Here is a 16917-nt window from a genome sequence, read left to right as displayed (position 1 = left end):
TCAGGAAATCTTATGCAAAGCAGTCCGCTGTTAGAAAATCTTGTTGAGCATTTGCGCTGCTTGCCCGGAGTGGGACCGAAATCCGCTCAGCGTATGGCATATCATTTATTGCAACGCGATCGTAGCGGCGGCATGAATTTAGCCCGAGCTCTGACGGATGCGATGTCGAAAATCGGGCATTGCGGCCAATGCCGTACTTTTACGGAAGAAGAAACCTGCGCCATTTGTGATAATCCGCGTCGCCGGAATTCGGGCTTGCTGTGCGTGGTGGAAATGCCGGCGGATATTCAGGCCATTGAACAGACCGGGCAGTTTTCCGGGCGCTATTTTGTGTTAATGGGACATTTATCGCCGTTAGACGGTATCGGTCCGCGGGAAATCGGTTTGGATTTGCTGCAACAACGTTTGCAGAACGAACGTTTTCAAGAAGTCATTTTGGCGACCAATCCCACCGTTGAAGGCGACGCAACGGCCAATTATATCGCCGAAATGTGTATGCAACAGGGCATTAAAGTAAGCCGCATTGCTCACGGTATTCCGGTGGGCGGCGAATTGGAAATGGTGGACGGCACAACCTTGACCCATTCGTTTTTGGGCCGTCGCGAATTGGGATAAATTCATGTCAGAAAATATAAATCATTTTTCACTAATCAGCCGTTTGTTAGGAAATTTATTTTATCGTTCGCCGACGGATCCGGTGCTCGGCGGCGTTTTCAGCTGGTTGCAGCAAAAAGGATTGACGCAAATTTGGCCGCTGGAGACGGACAAAGCAAGCTTGTCTGCTATTGAAAGTCTGCAAATGGCGGTCGATCCCGTCGTGCTGGATAAAGAATATCAGCGATTGTTCCGCGACAAGAAAAATGTCGTGCCCGTTGAAATTTCGGCTTACAACGTTGACGCGGAGGCTTTTGCGGCATTCCGGCAGGCGCGCAATATGCCGTCGGTGGAAAGTGCGGATCATTTCGGTTTAGTTTTTTTAACCGCTTCCTGGATTGAAGATAATCTGGCTTCCGTCTCCGCGCAAAAGGAACTGTTCGAGCAGTTCTTGCTGCCTTGCGCCAACCCGTTTTTAACAAAAGTGGAAGCGGCGGCGAATTTACCGTTTTATCGCGCGCTGGCGTTGCTTTCCCGCGAAATATTGGCGGCGATGGCGGATGAGCTGGAAGAAGCGGAATAAACCGATCGTTAAAGTAAAAGATGAAAAAGCTTGGAATTCTCCGGGCTTTTTTATTTTACGGCTTGCCGTAATTGCGGGAGAAGCTGCGCAATCATCTGAATTTGCTGCAACGGCACGCTAAAGTGCGGGCGATTTTTGCGCTGATTTTGTTCCGTATAACGCTGTAATTTCGTCGTTATCTGCCGGTAACGGTTTTCAAATTCCGCATCGGATATTCGGTCCGATTTTTCCAGTAACAACGCGGTCTGTTTGGCAATAGGATAAAACTCGCTTAGAAAATCGGTATCCTGTTTGATGTCGCGCATTTTCCGGCGGTATGCGCCCAAAGCGGAAATATAACCCAGTAACGTGGTGTTAATCTGCAGAAAGTTAAAACCTTTTTGCAGATAAGGCGCGTATTTTTTCGGTTCGGTATTCATGGTCGTCAGCGTGGCGGTTAACGTCATGGCGCTTTCATGGGCGCGACGGCGCGCAATGCGATATTTCAGGTCATCGCCGCCGCCGAATAACAACTGCCCGACGATATGCAATAAATACTGAGCATCATGAATGATCGCCTGGTGGCTGACTTTATCCAGTTGCAGATATTTCCAGTCGGGAAAAATATAAGACACGGCAATCCATGCCAGGGCGGAACCCAGCAAAGTATCAAGCAGGCGCGGTAAAGTGGCGTCATAAATGTCGAAACCCATAATATCAAAGCTGGCGAGGACTTGGATGGTGATGAAAAAGGTTGAAAAGCTGTAATTATTGGTACGGAAAAAATAAAACAGCGTGCTGCTGATGACCACCATCGCCAGTTTGGCTTCCAAGGCGGAAGCCATGTAAGGCAAGCACGAACCGACCAGCACGCCCAGCAATGTGCCGATAATCCGTTGTTTTACCCGTATTTTTGTGGCGGAATAATTAGGTTGGCAAACGAAAATGGCGGTCAATAAAATCCAATAGCCGCGATCCACCTGTAAATCGAAAATTTCTACCAGACTGCAACAGATAAATACAACAACGGACAAACGTACGGCATGGCGGAACAGCTGAGATTCCACCGTAAAATGGCTGCCGATACGAGCGAGAATGTTCCCAAAGCCGGAAATATGTTCGGTATCAATCCGGGCGCGTTCGTTTTGTTCTTCGCTATGTTGAGACTGCGCCAGATTGCGTAGTTGCCAATCGATATTCTGTAGATTTTCCAGTAAAGTGCGTATCGTTTGCAGGTTGTTTTTTTCATCGTCGGACTGACAGCGTTGAGCGTACAATTCTAAAGACTGATGGGTGCCCGCCACGGTACGTTCCAACCGCCGGCTGTAGCGGTATTCGCCGTTGGTCTGCAATGCCGTGGCGATGTCGCGACAGGCCTGCGCTTCAAGTTCCAGCAGGTGTTGCATACGGAAGATTAAATCCGAATTTTTCAGTTTTCCGGCAAGAACCTGGTAATCCGCATGACTGGAATGAGCGCGTTCGTGAATGTCCTGCGCAGTAAAATAATAGCGCAACATTTTATTGGTGTGCGCATGCCGATGCTGACTGCGCATACGGTTAAACAACAGGTTGCGACAATGATTGAACGCGGCAATCAGTCGGCTGTTGCTCATTGCCAGAGAAATCTGTTTTTGTTCCAGTTGCTCGATATCGTCAGGGTCAAAAAAGTCCGATTTAGCGTCAAGATAATCCGCCAACGCCAGAAAAGATGTCATTATGCTGTCTTGTACCGGGCGATTGGGGAAAATCAGGTGAATAATCACCGCTACCGAGCTATACAGCAAGGTTCCTGCCAGAATCATAACCGGATTCAGATACCAAGGCATTGCGGGCAGATAGGTGAGCGTGGTATACAGGGACACGACAAGGGTGCCGAACGCAATGGTACTGTAACGTTGTCCTACGGCTCCGACCATGGTGAAAATAAAGGTGATCAAGGTCATCATGATGATGAAATAAATGCCTTGATTGAGCAGCAGTTGAGAAAGAAAAGAGGACACCGTGAAGGCGAGCAGAGTATAAAAAATATTACGTAATCGCCCGCTGAAGCGATCGTCCAAATCCACCAGTCCGCCGGCAATCACGCCGAGCACCAACGGCATGCTTTGCTGCGAAATATCCAAACCCCATACTAATAACGCCGCAATATTGACGGCGATAAACATCGGCAGCGAGGCGATAACTTTGGTATTAAGCATTGCGTTTTAATTCGAATTCTTTTTCGGCTGCGTATTGACGAGCCAATTGGGCGGTTTCTTTTGATACTACGCGCTGCCCCACGGGAAAAAGCGAAATCGGCGCCAGTTTGAAATGCGCCAGGCCGGTCGGAATGCCGATAACGGACAGACATTGAGCAATGCCCACAAAGATATGAGCAAGGCACAACCACCACCCAAAAAGAATGAACCAAACCAGATTCAGCACGGAACCGAGCGTATTTTGCGCCGCGCTTTTCGGTTCCAGATATTTCACGTGAACAATATCGTTCCCAAAGGGAATCAGCGACATTTTAGTAATTTCCCAACAACTTCGCGTATAAGGCAGGGTGATAATCAACACGGCGCTGAATATCGTGGCGATTAACCAACCCAGCGTAACGGCAAAACCGCCCAGAACGAAATTTAGAATATTAAGAATCAGCGCCATAGTCTTCAAACAGCCTTAAAAGTGCGGTCAAAATTGACGAAGTTTTTTCGCAAAATCATAGGCGATAAATCGCCTTTGGCTTCTAATAAAAAAGTGAGCTAAGCTCACTTTTCACGTCAATTAAAAGCTTATTTTTGCGTTTTCACCCAGTTTAAGAAACGTTCCTGCGTTTCTTTGTCCGCTTGTTGATACCAGTATTGCAGCATTTGTTCCGCGGCGTTTTCGCCCTGAACGGTTACTTTGCCCTTCTTCACTTTACCGTTTTGAACGGTGCCGACGGCAGCCGGCATGGACGCAGTGGCGAAGCCCGCTACGGAAGCGGTGGCGCCGGACTGGTTGTAGTTAGACAGATTTTCTTCTAAATTCACACCGGGCAGGAAACCTTCCTGTTTCAAATAATCCTGCTTCGTGGCGATTTCCGTGCCGGAAACGGTTTTCACCGTGATTTTAGGATTCGCTTTAAAATTATTGGCTTCGCGCTCGTTGGTTAAACGCGGCGCGGAAATTTGAACGTCTTCGGTAGAACCCTGGAATGTTACTACAATCGGATCGCTTTCGAATAAATTACGATCGGATCCTTCGCGAATTAATTCCGATACGCGCACGACCACTTGGTGAGTGTTGGTATCATTGACATTGAACGAACGGCTTTCTTTTAATAAAGATTTGCTTGCCTTTTGTCCGTCGACCGCTAAAAAATCAATATTTGATGAAGCGGTAACCATGCCTGCGAAACTGGCGGAACTCGCGAGTAATGCCGAAGCAGCAACGGCAGCTAAACGAAATTTCATAGTAACTCCTTGGGAGAAATAAAACATAAAACCTCACTTTAATGATGAAAGTGTTAGTTTGTATGCTATGCTAATTTCGATGAAATAGGAATAGTCAGCCGTAAAAAAATCGCAAATTTCTGAAATAAATCAAGGAGTGGCGTGATGATACAACGACAATTTACCGTTTACGGATGTGTGCAGGGCGTGGGATTTCGTTTTTTCACCGCACGTGAAGCCAATAAATTAGGGATTCATGGCTACGTGAAAAATCAAATCGACGGTTCGGTTCGTGTGGTCGCCGCGGGATCCGCCGAACAGATTGCCGCCTTCAGAGAATGGCTGGAACAAGGCCCGCCCACGGCCGAGGTGACAAATTTAATCGAGCAGGAATATGCGGGCGGACGCGTATTCAGCCGTTTTTCTATCGAACGTTAACGCCGGGCGCCACTGAAAACGAAAAGTGCGGGCAAAAAACATCGCATTTTTTGACCGCACTTTAGCACCGGATTTGGCTTACCGAATAGGAAATTAAAGGCATTTTGCCGGTTTCGGCAAGCCCGCCAGTTTTGTCGCCTGTTTCGCCGGACCGTCCGGGAAAAGGCGTTGCAAATAGCGGCTGTTGCCTTTTTCTTCGCCTAATTTTTTCGCCATGGCTTTCACTAACATTCGAATGGCGGGAGAAGTTTTATATTCCTGATAAAAATCGCGCACAAAATCAATCACTTCCCAGTGCGCGTCCGTTAATACGATACCTTCTTTTTCCGCGATGGCACGGGCCACATCCGGCGTCCATTGGTTTAAATCCATTAAATAACCGGCCGGATCGGTTTCAATCTGTTGTTGGTTAACCGTTAACATAATTTTCCTTATGAAGAACAAAACGCCCCGAAACGGGGCGTTTATGATGATTCGCGCTGATTATTCGTCGCGGCTGAAAATCGTTAATAAATTCAATAAACTGATGAACAGATTGTAAAGCGACACAAACAGGCTGACTGTTGCGCGGATATAGTTGGTTTCGCCGCCGTGAATAATGTTGCTGGTTTCAAACAAAATCGCCGCACTGGAAAATACCACGAAAAGCGCGCTCATCGCGATATGCAATGCCGGCATGTTCAGGAATATGTTGGCGATCATACCGATTAACAACACGATGAATAAAGAGAACATCATACCGGCAAGGAACGACATATCTTTTTGCGTGGTTAATACATAAGCCGAACAAGCGAAGAAGACCGCAGCGGTTCCGCCTAAAGCCAATACAACCAGATCGCTTAAGCCGGCGCCTACATACATGTTAAGGATTGGGCCCAAGGTGTAACCCAGGAAACCGGTAAAGGCGAACGCCGCCAAAATCCCCGCACCGCTGTTGGCCAATGAGTGCGTTAGAAACAGTAATCCGTAAAAACCTATCAAGGTAATTAAAATACCCGGGCTCGGTAGGTTAAGGGACATGGAAATGTAAGCGACCAGCGCAGAAAAAGCCAGCGTTAAACCCAATAAAAAATAGGTGTTACGCAGCACTTTGTGGGTGCTTAGCAATAAAGAAGCCTGATCGCGGGAATCGAAAACAATACGGGATTGTTGCATAGTCTTTCCTTCAATAGAGAGTCAATAAAATTGTTGTTAAATTAAAGTTAAATTTGATAAAAGTCAAAATGTTTTTTTATGTTGTCGGCGATATTTTCATCGACGCTGGACAAAATATCGTCTGTTAAGACGATTTTCTAAAATTTTAGTTTACCTCATCGTAAAACTATATTATATTTCTCCGCACTTCGACGGAGGAATGGCAGAGCGGTTGAATGCACCGGTCTTGAAAACCGGCGAGGGTTTGCGCCCTCCCTGAGTTCGAATCTCAGTTCCTCCGCCACTTTTTATAAGCCGTAAGCTGTTTGCTTGCGGCTTTTTTGTTAGCCGAATGCGCATAACGGTATAACAAATATGTGTTCGATTCCGGATTTTTCAAGATTATGAAAAAAACGTGCTGAAAATCTTCCGCACTTTTTAACTCAGTGACGATTTCGGGCGAAAGCGGGAGGCTTTAGCCGTGATCATCGGAAATTTAAGGCGATTCGCAACCTTTTTTAAGCGCAAAAAACTGATCAAAATCAACATTAGGAATAATTATCATTTATTGGCGGTAAGTCGGGTGTATAATTCGACGCTAGGCTAAAACCAATCTAAAACGGAGTATTCATTATGGTTGTTCCTTTATCTCAACTCAGCAAAGGAAATGTCGCTTATATTGATTCCATCGTCGCCAATAATGCATTCGGTGAGCTGGACGGGTTAGTCAGCCGTCGTTTGGCGGATTTAGGCTTTTCTAAAGGCATGCCGGTGGAAATCGTGGCGGCCGGCGTTTTCGGCAAAGGTCCGTTTGCGGTGAGATTAAGTAACTTATCGCAGTTTTCTTTACGTGCCGCAGAAGCCAGTAAAATTCTTTGTCATATCAATAAATAACCGATTAATAGTCTGATAATTTTCTTATAACCAAGATAAACGTAATGAATCAAGATAAACTGACTTATTTTGCTTTAGTCGGCGCACCCAATTGCGGGAAGACCGTGCTTTTTAACGGATTAACGGGCTCCAATGCGAAAGTGGCCAATTATCCCGGCGTAACGGTCGAGCGGCGCGAAGGGTTATTTGTCGATGATCCTTCGGTAAGCATCATTGATTTACCCGGTACTTATAGTTTACGCACCACCACTCTTGATGAAGCCGTCGCCCGCGATGAAATTTTAGGGAAATACGGCAGAAAAATTGACGGTATTATTGCCGTTGCCGATGCCACCAATTTGCGCATGACCTTACGCATGGTGCTGGAGTTAAAAATGCTGGGGCTGCCGATGGTGGTATCGTTAAATCTGATTGACGTGGCCCGTTCCCGCGGTTTAACCATTGACGAGAAAAAGCTCGCCGAGTTGTTGGGCGTTCCCGTTTTGGAAACCGTGGCCATCCGGCGGGACGGTATCCGCGGCGTAAAAAACGCCATCGCCAATTTGCCGCGTGACAGCGTCGGTATTGACGGCAATCAAGCGGTAAAACTGTTGGAATCCCTTGATAGCAATGCCTTGTATGCGCAGGTCGAAGAAATTCTGACGCAAACGGTTAAAACGGAAATGGTTATGCCGCAATGGCACCAACGATTAGACCGTCTCACCTTACATCCCGTTTGGGGATTCGTCTTATTACTGCTGGTTTTGTTATTGGTGTTTCAGGCGGTTTATTCCTGGTCCGCACCCGTGATGGATTTCATTGAAGATCTTTTTACAAGCCTGGGAGAATGGGTTGCTACTCTGATTCCGGCAGGAATATTGCGGGATTTAATACTCAACGGCGTGATTGCCGGCGTGGGCAGTGTTTTGGTGTTCGTTCCGCAAATCGCAATTTTGTTTGCTTTTATTTTGTTACTGGAAGACTCCGGCTATTTACCGCGGGCGGCGTTTCTTTTGGATAATTTGTTATCCACCAGCGGCTTATCCGGCCGGGCATTCATCCCGCTGTTGTCCAGCTTCGCCTGCGCGGTGCCTTCGGTGATGTCGGCCAGAACCATTCAGGATCCCCGCGAACGGTTGGTGACCATCGCCATTGCTCCGATGTTGACCTGTTCTGCGAGATTGCCCGTTTATGCGCTGATTATCGGTGCGGTGATTCCGGATCAAACGGTCTGGGGCGTTTTTAATCTGCAAGGTTTGGTGTTGTTCGGGTTATATTTTATCGGCGTGTTTTCCGCCGGATTGGTGGCTTACATTATGAAGCGCCTCGCCCGTCGCAAAGGCAGCATTCGTCAATTCCCGTTATTAATGGAATTGCCGACGTTCCGTTTACCGAATTTTCAACACATTTTATCCAGTTTGTGGGATAAAGTGGCGGCTTTCCTGAAACGGGCGGGAACGGTTATTTTTGCTTTAAGCGTGATTTTATGGGCGCTGGTCAGTTTTCCGGCAACGCCGGAAGGCGCCACGGCCGCGGCCATTGATTATAGCTTTGCCGGTATGCTGGGCAATTTTATCCAGCCGATTTTTGCGCCTTTAGGATTCACTTGGCAAATGTGTATCGCCATGATTCCGGGGATTGCCGCCCGTGAAGTGGTGGTGGCAGCGTTGGGCACGGTTTATGCGGTCGGCGCAAGCGGTTCGGATGAGGCCATTCAGAACGCCTTGGTGCCGATCGTACACGAACAATGGGGAATCCCGACGGCGCTGGCTTTTTTAGCTTGGTACGTTTATGCGCCGATGTGTATGGCGACGCTGGCGGTGATTAAACGGGAAGTCAATTCGACCAAAAAAACCTTGCTGATTGCGGGTTATCTGTTCGCGCTGGCTTACGTATTCTCGTTTGCGGTATACCAAATTTCTATGAGGATCTTCTAAGATGGAACAATCTATTATTGTCGGCCTCATCGTCGGCGTTTGCGTATTGTATCTATTACGTAAATTTGTGTTTAAGTCCAAAACGGCTAAGAACGATCTGTGCGGAGGCTGTGATCGCTGCGGCGGCAAAAAAGGCTGTCCGTAAAACCGCTAACGCAGCAAAAAGTGCGGTCAAATTTTCGCTTGTTTTTTTAATTCAAAAAACATTCAAAATTTTGACCGCACTTTTTATATTTTAATCGGTTAAAACGCGTTAACCGGCATCTTTTCATTCGATGAACGGCACTTTATGCGTCAGCGAAAGTGCGGTAGGAATGCCTTGTATTTTCTCGAATTTTCCCGCGTAGGCGTAAGCTTCCACGCCTTGTTGCATGGCGTTTTTTAACAGCCGGTCGTATTCGGGATCGATGTATTCGGCGATTTTGAAACAATCGAAACCGTCGTGCAGGCCGGCGAATAACACGACGGCGCGATGTCCTTGTTTTTTCGCGGCGAGTAATTCGCGGATGTGTTTTTGTCCGCGGCTGGTTACGGCGTCGGGAAACATGCCGATGTTGTTTTTTACCAAGGTGATGGATTTTACTTCTACGTAACAATCGGGCAAGCCTTCGCCTTTCAGCAGAAAATCGATGCGGCTGTTTTCTTCACCGTATTTGACTTCGGGGTAAATCTCCGAATAGTCGGCGAGTTCTTTAATCCCTTTATTTTGTAAGGCTTCGTGCACTAATTGGTTGGAACGGTGAGTGTTGATGCAAACCAGATTGCCGTTTGCAAGTTGAGTCAGTTCCCAGGAGCAGGGATATTTCCGCGTGGCGCTTTTGGAATCGGAATACCAAACGGTATCGCCTTTTTCCGCGCAGCCGGTCATGGCGCCGGTGTTGGCGCAGTGAAGGGTGATGATTTCGCCGTTCGGCCGTTCTACGTCCGCCATAAAGCGTTTGTAGCGACGGATAAATGCGGCGGATTGAAGAGGGGGGAATTGCATAAAATTGTCCTTGTTTAGAGTTGCCGAATGTTTTTGGTGATTAATTTTTCGCCCGTGCTGGCGCCTTTCACGGATTGGTTGGTGGGAATGAGCCCTTGCGCCGACCAGCTGTCCTTGGCGCGGATCTGTTTGCGGTATTTGTTGGGCGAAAGACCGGTGTATTTTAGAAAATTGTCGTAAAAGCGACTGATCGAACCAAAGCCGGTGGTGAGCGAAATATCCAGCATGCTTTTGTTGGTGTCGCTCAGCAGCGCCTTGGCATGATTGATGCGCATCATCATAATGTATTGTTTGATGGTAAGCTGCATGGCGCTTTGGAATAAACTCATCGCATAGTTGCTATTTAATCCTACCGCGCTGGCTACCGCTTGTACGGTGAGCGGCTCATTATAATGATTGGCGATGTAATCAAGCATCGTTCGAACATAATTCTGTGCATGTCTGGAGCCGGAAATTTGATGACTGACGGTTTTCGGCAGTTCCAGCAATAACGTCCAACCGTCCAAACTGATACGTTTGATCATCAGTTGAATTTCGTCGTAAACCAGTTGATGACGGTTCGGATCTTCCGATTTTAATTCTTTTTCCCAGCGTCGGACTTCAAATAAGCTGACTAAATGCGGATTTTTCGATTGAATGATAATGCCGTGAGTGATGTGATTGATCAGATTTTGCGACAGTTGCCAGGACAGAAATTGGTAAACGGGAATATCAAATACCGCCATCGTCTGACAGTGACGTTTGTCAATTAGCCGATGAGGAACGGAGGCCCAGAAAATGCCGATGTGTCCCGCACGAATAACCGTATTGTTTTCGTTGAAAATATATTCTACGTCGTCATCGAAGGGAATATTGATTTCGATATGCCCGTGCCAATGATAAGCGGGCATATTTTCCGGCGGTTGCTGCACGTTAACGTTAATCGGGCGGGCATCCAGGGAAAGCGACAAAGGGCTGATTTGTTCGCTGCCGGATTGTTCCCGCAAGTTTTCCGGCAGTTTTATTATGCGAGATGGCATGTTCATGATTTAAGTTATTCTTATTTTTTATTGGTGTTTAGTATAGCGCTTAAAATAGCGTTTTCTAGTGAAATTTTCTCGAATGTTCAGATTTTATTTGTTCGATCACGTAATCTGAGTTTTCAGGAATTTTGCTGAAAAAATCGGATAGAATTTTTTGGTTTTCTTATGCAAATATTAACGTACGGATAGGTTATTTGTAGCATGAGGTGAAAAATGAGTTTATCAATGAAAACAAAATTGAGCTTTGGCTTGGGCGCTTACGGAAAAGACTTCGCCATTCATATCGTGTATATGTATTTAATGTATTATTACACGGATGTGCTTGGCGTATCGGGCGCTATCGTAGGAACGATTTTTATGGTTGCGCGAATTTGGGATGCGCTCAACGATCCGATCATGGGATGGATTGTGAATAATACGCGTAGTCGTTGGGGGAAATTTAAGCCTTGGATTTTAATCGGTACGATTTTAAATTCTCTTGTTCTTTTTTCTTTGTTTTGCGCGGATTATTTTAGCGGTACGGCATTAATCGCGTATATCGCCGTGACCTACATTTTATGGGGCATGACTTACACTTTAATGGATATTCCGTTTTGGTCCTTAACCCCGACGTTAACCTTGGATCAGCATGAACGTGAAGAATTAGTTCCTTATCCGCGATTCTTTTCAAGTCTTGCCAATTTTATCACCGCGGGAACCTGTATCGCTTTTGTGGATTATGTCGGCGGCGAGGATAAAGGCTTCGGCTTTCGCATGTTTACCATCATTATTATCGTCTTTTTCATCGCCTCAACCGTTATTACGTTGGTGAATTTAAAAGAGAAATATTCTTCGGATAATCTGAACGGCGAAGCTCAGGCGCGCATTCCGCTTAAAACCTTGATTTCCTTAATTCCGCGTAACGATCAGCTTTTCAGCCTTTTGGTGATGGCGTTATGTTATAACATCGCCAGCAATATTATTTCCGGCTTTGCGATTTATTATTTCACTTATGTGGTGGGCGACAAGGAAATGTTCCCTTACTACATGTCCTACGCCGGTATTGCGAATCTGATCATTATTGTCTTTTTTGCCCGTTTGGTGCGTTTATTTTCACGCCGCACGTTGTGGATTACGATTTCCGTCAGCTCGATTTTAAGCTGTTTAATTCTTGCTTATACGGGCATGACGGAAACCCCGAGCGTATTTTTAATTATTCTTGCCGGTATTTTTATGCAAATCGGCAGCGCATTATTCTGGACATTGCAGGTCATTATGGTGGCGGATACCGTGGATTACGGCGAATACAAGCTCGGCATTCGCTCGGAAAGCATCGCTTATTCCGTACAAACCATGGTGGTAAAAGCGGGCTCCGCAATTTCCGCCCTGCTGATCGGTGTGTTATTAACCGCAATTAATTATGTGCCGAACCAAGTACAAAACGAAAACACGATTTTTTGGATGAAAGTCATTATGATCGGCTTGCCGATTTTGTTTTACAGTATCAAATTGTTCGTTTACTTCCGTTATTACAAATTGCACGGAGATTTATTGGCGAAAGTCAATATCGTGTTATTGGATAAATACAGAAGTGTGAAAGAGGGAAGATGATGAAAAATATTATTCGTTTAAGCGCCGGCAATACGGATTTAATTATTCGTTCAGAACCGGCGGAAATTCTTTATTGGGGCGCGCGTTTAGATATTGACGAAATCACGGAAGCGGATGCGTTAAGCCTGGAGCGCGGCGTATCCAACGGCGGTTTGGATGTGGATACGCCGGTCACCTTTGCCGCCGAAAACGGACGAGGCTTTTGGGGTTCCTCAAGTGTGGACGGACACCGCGACGGTTACGACTGGGCGCCGGTATTCAAAACCAAAAGTGCGGTCAAAAATGACAACGTTTTTTTGATTGAAGCGGAAGACTCCGTTGCACAACTGGCGTTTAAAACGGAAATCGAGAGCGATGAAAACGGTGTGTTTAAATTCCGTAACACCTTAACCAACCTCGGCGAAAGCAAGTTTACCGTTAATCGTCTTGCGGTCACTTTGCCGGTGCCGGAATATGCCGATGAAGTGCTCAGTTTTTACGGGCGCTGGTGCCGAGAGTTGCAGGAAAACCGCACCCGGTTAAAACACGGCGCCTTTGTGCAGGAAAATCGCCATGGACGCACTTCTCACGAGTATGCGCCGAATCTGGTGCTGGGACGACCGCATTTCAGTCAGCAACAGGGCGAAGTTTGGGGCTTTCATTTGGCCTGGTCGGGCAATCATCGCATTCGTGCCGACGTATTGATTGACGGACGTCGCTTCGCGCAACTGGAAAATCTTTATTTGCCCGGTGAAATCGCTTTAGAAAAAGGCGAATCGCTTTCCACCCCTTGGGTTTATACCGTTTATTCCGATAGCGGCTTGAACGGCATGTCGCAACAATTTCACCGTCATATCCGAAACCATATTCTGCACTTTGCGCAGCCGGTTCGTCCCGTCCATCTTAATATTTGGGAAGGCGTGATGTTTGATCACGATCCCGCTCATATTATCGCGATGGCGGAAAAAGCGGCGGAAATGGGCGTGGAACGTTTTATCATCGACGACGGTTGGTTTATCGGTCGGAACGATGATTTCGGCGGATTAGGCGATTGGTTCCTGGATGAGAAAAAGTATCCGAACGGTTTAACGCCGGTGATTGACGCGGTGAAAAAGCTGGGCATGCAATTCGGGATTTGGATGGAACCGGAAATGATCAGCAAACGTTCGATGCTGTACCGGCAACATCCCGATTGGTTGCTGCAATTGGACGGTTATGCACAGCCGGAAGAACGCCATCAATACGTGCTGGATTTAGTCAATCCCGACGCGTTTCATTACATTTTGGAACGTATGGATTGGCTGTTAAGCCAGAATCAAGTGGATTACATCAAATGGGATCACAATCGTCGTTTGGTTCAACCGGGCCATTCGGGCAAAGCGGCGGTGACTGCACAAACTCAAGCCGCTTATCGTTTATTTGATATTTTGCAGCAACGTTATCCTCACGTTGAAATCGAAAGCTGCTCGTCGGGCGGAGCGCGGATTGATTTTGAAATTCTGAAACGCTCGCAACGTTTTTGGACTTCCGATAACAACGACGCGTTAGCTCGCCAGAAAATTCAACGGGGCATGAGTTATTTTTATCCGCCGGAAGTCATCGGCGCCCATATCGGTGGCGCGCCTTGCCAGACAACTATGCGAAGTTTTTCCTTTGATTTCAGAGGGTTAACCGCATTGTTCGGACACATGGGCGTTGAGCTTGATCCGGTAAAAGAATCGGCGGAAGAACGGCGGGGCTTCGCAAAATATATCGCGTTGCATAAACAACTTCGCCCGTTGTTGCATTCGGGGGAAAGTTTCCGTTTGGATCATCATGACGAGACCACGTTGATTAACGGCGTTGTCGCGCAGGATAAAACGCAGGCGGTGGTGCTCATCAGCCAGCTTGATATGCCGGATTATAAGTGCATGGGCAAACTGCGCCTGCCTTATCTCGATCCGAAAGCGGATTATCAGGTTAAAATTCTTGCCGTTCCGGATTATATCAAAACAGGCAAGGGCGGACATTTGATGAAGAGTTTTCCGCAATGGATGCTGGATGACTTCGCCGGTAAAAGCGTCAACGTTCGCGGCGACTGGCTGGCGCATGCCGGGCTGATCATTCCGGTGTTGGATCCGCAAAGCGCGCTGCTGATTGAATTTAACCGATTGTAATTTCAGCGAAGCCGATATCGGCCTGATGCCGTAAAAGTGCGGGCGTTTTTTGCAACGTTTTTTGGGCGGCATCCGGCGTTTGAAATGTTAAAAAAACATTCAAAATTTTGCCCGCACTTTTAGCCTGACATGTCGATTTCCGAAAAAGAAAAGGCTTATTGATTCGTTCAATAAGCCTTGTTTTTCAAGTGAATTTAGAATTTATAGGTTAAATTTGCCGTTAATTTGCGGCCTTCGCCGTAGTAACAGTAATAGCTGCAGCTGGCGAGGTATTTTTTGTCGAATAAATTGTCTATATTGAGCTGAGCGACCCAGTTGCCGGCAAATTCATATTTAGCGAAAAGATCCGCCAGCGTGTAGTTACCCACTTTGTAGCCTTTATAATATTGCTCGTCCACCGTTGAGCCGGTATAACGTACGCCCGCGCCGACGGTTAAGCCGTTAAGCGCGTTGTCGGTGAAGCGATAATTCAATTTTGCCGAATAGGCGTGGCGCGGAATTAATGCGCTGCGTACGGTTTGGTTGTATGCTAAGTCGGTTTTCGCTTTGGTGTAAGTATAGGCGAATTGTCCCGAAATGTTGTCGGTGAAGGCTAAGTTTGCTTGAACTTCTATGCCACGGCTGGTTTGTTTGCCGGCTTGCACCTGAATTTGGGACGGATCGCTTACCAAGGTGTTTTTCTCTTCCAAATTAAACCAAGCGACGGAGAATGTGCCGTCCATAAAGCTCGGCAGGTATTTTAAACCCGCTTCGTATTGTTTGCCTTCATAAGGTTTGTAAGCGCGTCCGTAACCGTCGTTACCGGCAATTGCCCGGAAGGATTCGCTGTAGCTTGCGTAAGGCGCCAAACCGTTGTCGAATTGATACATTAAACCGGTGGAATAAGAATTGTGGCTGACGTTGTAACTGGTGGCGGCGCCGTTAGCTTTCGAATCGGCGCGGGCTTTGTCGTGACGGGCGGAAACATTCCATGTCCAGTTTTGGTAACGTAATTGATTTTGCGCATACAAGCCTAACTGGATATTTTTCAGATTGTAATCGGTTCCCGTCGGATTGTAAGGCGTTTGGTTATATACCGGGCGGAACATATTGATGGCGTTTACCGCGCCGAAACCGTTATTCAAACCTTTGGTTTCGGAATGCTGGTAATCCATGCCGACGGTGGTGATATTTTCCGCCTCGCCGAGTTTCCAGGCTTTGCTGAGTCGGTTATCAATGGTGTGATTGGTGGTGTGACCGACGGTGTAAGCATAGCCGCGATAAGCGTTGGAAATGGCGTCGGAACTCCAGGCGAACGTATTATACTGATCAATATTTAAACGGCTGAAGCGATAATTTTGCGCAAAGGTCCAGCCTTCGGCGAATTTGTTGATGTATTCGTAACCGAGGGAATATTGACTGCGATCGGTGTAATCCTGATCCGGTTCGCCCAGATTAACACCGCGTTCGATAGTGCCGTTCGGCGTATCGATTAACGAACCGTAAGCCGGCAGGAACGGATTAACCGGCACGCCCACGTCTTTTTGTACGCTGGCCAGCAGGGTGAATGCCGCTTTATCGGAAATATCCCAGGTTAGACTTGGCGCGAAGTAATAGCTTTCCAGCCAAGTGCCGTTAACTTGTCCGTGGCGTTTGTTGTAATCGCCCACCACGCGATAACGTAAATTGTCGGCAAATTTATTGCTGACATCGAAACCGATACCGCGTTCGTCTTTATTGCCTGCGGTCAGTTTGATTTCGCCTTTCGGATCCTTGGTCGGGCGTTTACTGACTAAATTCACGAGCCCGCCGGTTTCCGCCGCGCCGTAAGTGAAAGAATCGGCGCCTTTCACTACTTCAATGCTTTCCAGGCCGTAAGTATTCGGCAGCCACACAAAGAAACCGTTTTTGCCCAGCGCCGTGCCGTCTAAGGTCATGGAAGCGTCGAAACCGCGGATTTTAAACCAATCGGTGTCGTTATCGCCGCCGTAAGGTTCGGTCACGATGCCCGCTTGATAACGTAACGCCTGATCCACTTTTTGCGCATTTTCATCGGCGATTTGCCGTTCGCTGATCACATCCACGGATTTCGGTGTCATGTAGTCTACTTTTCCCGCTTTGGCAACGGAACCGACCACTTCGATTTCGTTCAGCTGTTCGACGTTTTCCGCCATGGCGGCAGACGCGGTCAGTGCTAACGCACTGACAATACATGTATTGATGAAAGTTTTTTTCATGTTTTTTTCCTAAAG

At 47.1% G+C, this 16917-nt stretch carries 16 protein-coding genes and 1 tRNA gene; 9 read left to right on the top strand and 8 right to left on the bottom strand.

Annotated features, from left to right (window positions below; genetic code table 11):
- Positions 1 to 12: 12 nt before the first annotated feature.
- A complete protein-coding gene (gene recR, locus P7M01_RS07450) occupies positions 13 to 615 on the top strand; it encodes a recombination mediator RecR (RefSeq protein WP_202935819.1) in 603 nt (200 codons plus the stop codon).
- A gap of 4 nt (positions 616 to 619) precedes the next feature.
- Positions 620 to 1177, top strand: coding sequence for a TorD/DmsD family molecular chaperone (locus P7M01_RS07445; protein ID WP_317483445.1), 558 nt, complete (start codon positions 620 to 622; stop codon positions 1175 to 1177).
- 50 nt (positions 1178 to 1227) lie between these two features.
- Here the strand turns inward: P7M01_RS07445 and yccS are convergent, their stop codons facing one another.
- From yccS to P7M01_RS07430, 3 genes are all read right to left on the bottom strand, one after another.
- Positions 1228 to 3354 carry a YccS family putative transporter gene (gene yccS / locus P7M01_RS07440; protein ID WP_317483444.1) on the bottom strand — a complete coding sequence of 709 codons (2127 nt, stop codon included), beginning with the start codon at positions 3352 to 3354 and terminating at the stop codon, positions 1228 to 1230.
- Complete coding sequence (locus tag P7M01_RS07435; protein ID WP_317477543.1) at positions 3347 to 3802, bottom strand: YccF domain-containing protein; 456 nt, start codon at positions 3800 to 3802, stop codon at positions 3347 to 3349. Before P7M01_RS07435 ends, yccS begins: the two co-directional genes overlap by 8 nt.
- Before the next feature lie 128 nt (positions 3803 to 3930).
- The gene (locus P7M01_RS07430; protein ID WP_202935815.1) at positions 3931 to 4593 is read right to left on the bottom strand and encodes a curli polymerization inhibitor CsgI-related protein; all 663 of its coding nucleotides are present in this window, start codon (positions 4591 to 4593) and stop codon (positions 3931 to 3933) included.
- A gap of 144 nt (positions 4594 to 4737) precedes the next feature.
- On the opposite strand from P7M01_RS07430, the gene P7M01_RS07425 reads away from it, so the two are divergent.
- Positions 4738 to 5010 carry an acylphosphatase gene (locus P7M01_RS07425; RefSeq protein WP_202935814.1) on the top strand — a complete coding sequence of 91 codons (273 nt, stop codon included), beginning with the start codon at positions 4738 to 4740 and terminating at the stop codon, positions 5008 to 5010.
- 93 nt (positions 5011 to 5103) lie between these two features.
- Here P7M01_RS07425 and P7M01_RS07420 read toward each other — a convergent pair whose 3' ends face one another.
- Positions 5104 to 5433, bottom strand: a complete 330-nt coding sequence (locus P7M01_RS07420; protein WP_317475915.1) for a TusE/DsrC/DsvC family sulfur relay protein — start codon at positions 5431 to 5433, stop codon at positions 5104 to 5106.
- A gap of 60 nt (positions 5434 to 5493) precedes the next feature.
- Positions 5494 to 6165 carry a Bax inhibitor-1 family protein gene (locus P7M01_RS07415; RefSeq protein ID WP_317483443.1) on the bottom strand — a complete coding sequence of 224 codons (672 nt, stop codon included), beginning with the start codon at positions 6163 to 6165 and terminating at the stop codon, positions 5494 to 5496.
- Between the two features lie 193 nt (positions 6166 to 6358).
- On the opposite strand from P7M01_RS07415, the gene P7M01_RS07410 reads away from it, so the two are divergent.
- From P7M01_RS07410 to P7M01_RS07395, 4 genes are all read left to right on the top strand, one after another.
- Positions 6359 to 6448: transfer RNA gene (locus P7M01_RS07410), tRNA-Ser, on the top strand.
- A gap of 329 nt (positions 6449 to 6777) precedes the next feature.
- Entirely contained in the window at positions 6778 to 7038 is a 261-nt protein-coding gene (locus tag P7M01_RS07405; RefSeq protein WP_317477544.1) for a FeoA family protein, read from the top strand.
- A gap of 44 nt (positions 7039 to 7082) precedes the next feature.
- A complete protein-coding gene (gene feoB, locus P7M01_RS07400) occupies positions 7083 to 8954 on the top strand; it encodes a ferrous iron transporter B (protein WP_317483442.1) in 1872 nt (623 codons plus the stop codon).
- Position 8955: 1 nt separating this feature from the next.
- A complete protein-coding gene (locus tag P7M01_RS07395) occupies positions 8956 to 9099 on the top strand; it encodes a FeoB-associated Cys-rich membrane protein (protein WP_317475913.1) in 144 nt (47 codons plus the stop codon).
- A 123-nt stretch (positions 9100 to 9222) separates the two neighbouring features.
- Here the strand turns inward: P7M01_RS07395 and sfsA are convergent, their stop codons facing one another.
- The gene (sfsA, locus tag P7M01_RS07390) at positions 9223 to 9939 is read right to left on the bottom strand and encodes a DNA/RNA nuclease SfsA (protein ID WP_317483441.1); all 717 of its coding nucleotides are present in this window, start codon (positions 9937 to 9939) and stop codon (positions 9223 to 9225) included.
- 14 nt (positions 9940 to 9953) lie between these two features.
- Entirely contained in the window at positions 9954 to 10964 is a 1011-nt protein-coding gene (gene melR / locus P7M01_RS07385) for a transcriptional regulator MelR (protein WP_317483440.1), read from the bottom strand.
- A 222-nt stretch (positions 10965 to 11186) separates the two neighbouring features.
- Between melR and melB the strand changes: the two genes are divergently transcribed.
- Both melB and P7M01_RS07375 read left to right on the top strand, forming a co-directional pair.
- A complete protein-coding gene (gene melB / locus P7M01_RS07380; RefSeq protein ID WP_317483439.1) occupies positions 11187 to 12551 on the top strand; it encodes a melibiose:sodium transporter MelB in 1365 nt (454 codons plus the stop codon).
- Positions 12548 to 14686 (top strand): alpha-galactosidase, encoded by a 2139-nt coding sequence (locus tag P7M01_RS07375; protein WP_317483438.1) that lies wholly within the window; start codon positions 12548 to 12550, stop codon positions 14684 to 14686. The genes melB and P7M01_RS07375 overlap by 4 nt, the downstream gene beginning before the upstream one ends.
- Before the next feature lie 194 nt (positions 14687 to 14880).
- Here P7M01_RS07375 and P7M01_RS07370 read toward each other — a convergent pair whose 3' ends face one another.
- Positions 14881 to 16902, bottom strand: a complete 2022-nt coding sequence (locus P7M01_RS07370; RefSeq protein WP_317483437.1) for a TonB-dependent siderophore receptor — start codon at positions 16900 to 16902, stop codon at positions 14881 to 14883.
- Positions 16903 to 16917 lie beyond the last annotated feature (15 nt).

The sequence above is a fragment of the Exercitatus varius genome, assembly GCF_029577735.1.
Lineage (GTDB): Bacteria > Pseudomonadota > Gammaproteobacteria > Enterobacterales > Pasteurellaceae > Exercitatus > Exercitatus varius.
Note: the sequence above shows the minus strand (reverse complement) of the source record. Positions and strands in the feature narration are given on the sequence as shown.

Coding starts and splice junctions, on each gene's coding strand:
- P7M01_RS07430 (WP_202935815.1), bottom strand. CDS start 4,593: ATGAAATTTCGTTTAGCTGCCGTTGCTGCTTCGGCATTACTCGCGAGT.
- P7M01_RS07445 (WP_317483445.1), top strand. CDS start 620: ATGTCAGAAAATATAAATCATTTTTCACTAATCAGCCGTTTGTTAGGA.
- P7M01_RS07435 (WP_317477543.1), bottom strand. CDS start 3,802: ATGGCGCTGATTCTTAATATTCTAAATTTCGTTCTGGGCGGTTTTGCC.
- P7M01_RS07375 (WP_317483438.1), top strand. CDS start 12,548: ATGATGAAAAATATTATTCGTTTAAGCGCCGGCAATACGGATTTAATT.
- P7M01_RS07395 (WP_317475913.1), top strand. CDS start 8,956: ATGGAACAATCTATTATTGTCGGCCTCATCGTCGGCGTTTGCGTATTG.
- P7M01_RS07420 (WP_317475915.1), bottom strand. CDS start 5,433: ATGTTAACGGTTAACCAACAACAGATTGAAACCGATCCGGCCGGTTAT.
- P7M01_RS07425 (WP_202935814.1), top strand. CDS start 4,738: ATGATACAACGACAATTTACCGTTTACGGATGTGTGCAGGGCGTGGGA.
- P7M01_RS07370 (WP_317483437.1), bottom strand. CDS start 16,902: ATGAAAAAAACTTTCATCAATACATGTATTGTCAGTGCGTTAGCACTG.
- recR (WP_202935819.1), top strand. CDS start 13: ATGCAAAGCAGTCCGCTGTTAGAAAATCTTGTTGAGCATTTGCGCTGC.
- P7M01_RS07405 (WP_317477544.1), top strand. CDS start 6,778: ATGGTTGTTCCTTTATCTCAACTCAGCAAAGGAAATGTCGCTTATATT.
- feoB (WP_317483442.1), top strand. CDS start 7,083: ATGAATCAAGATAAACTGACTTATTTTGCTTTAGTCGGCGCACCCAAT.
- sfsA (WP_317483441.1), bottom strand. CDS start 9,939: ATGCAATTCCCCCCTCTTCAATCCGCCGCATTTATCCGTCGCTACAAA.
- P7M01_RS07415 (WP_317483443.1), bottom strand. CDS start 6,165: ATGCAACAATCCCGTATTGTTTTCGATTCCCGCGATCAGGCTTCTTTA.
- yccS (WP_317483444.1), bottom strand. CDS start 3,354: ATGCTTAATACCAAAGTTATCGCCTCGCTGCCGATGTTTATCGCCGTC.
- melR (WP_317483440.1), bottom strand. CDS start 10,964: ATGAACATGCCATCTCGCATAATAAAACTGCCGGAAAACTTGCGGGAA.
- melB (WP_317483439.1), top strand. CDS start 11,187: ATGAAAACAAAATTGAGCTTTGGCTTGGGCGCTTACGGAAAAGACTTC.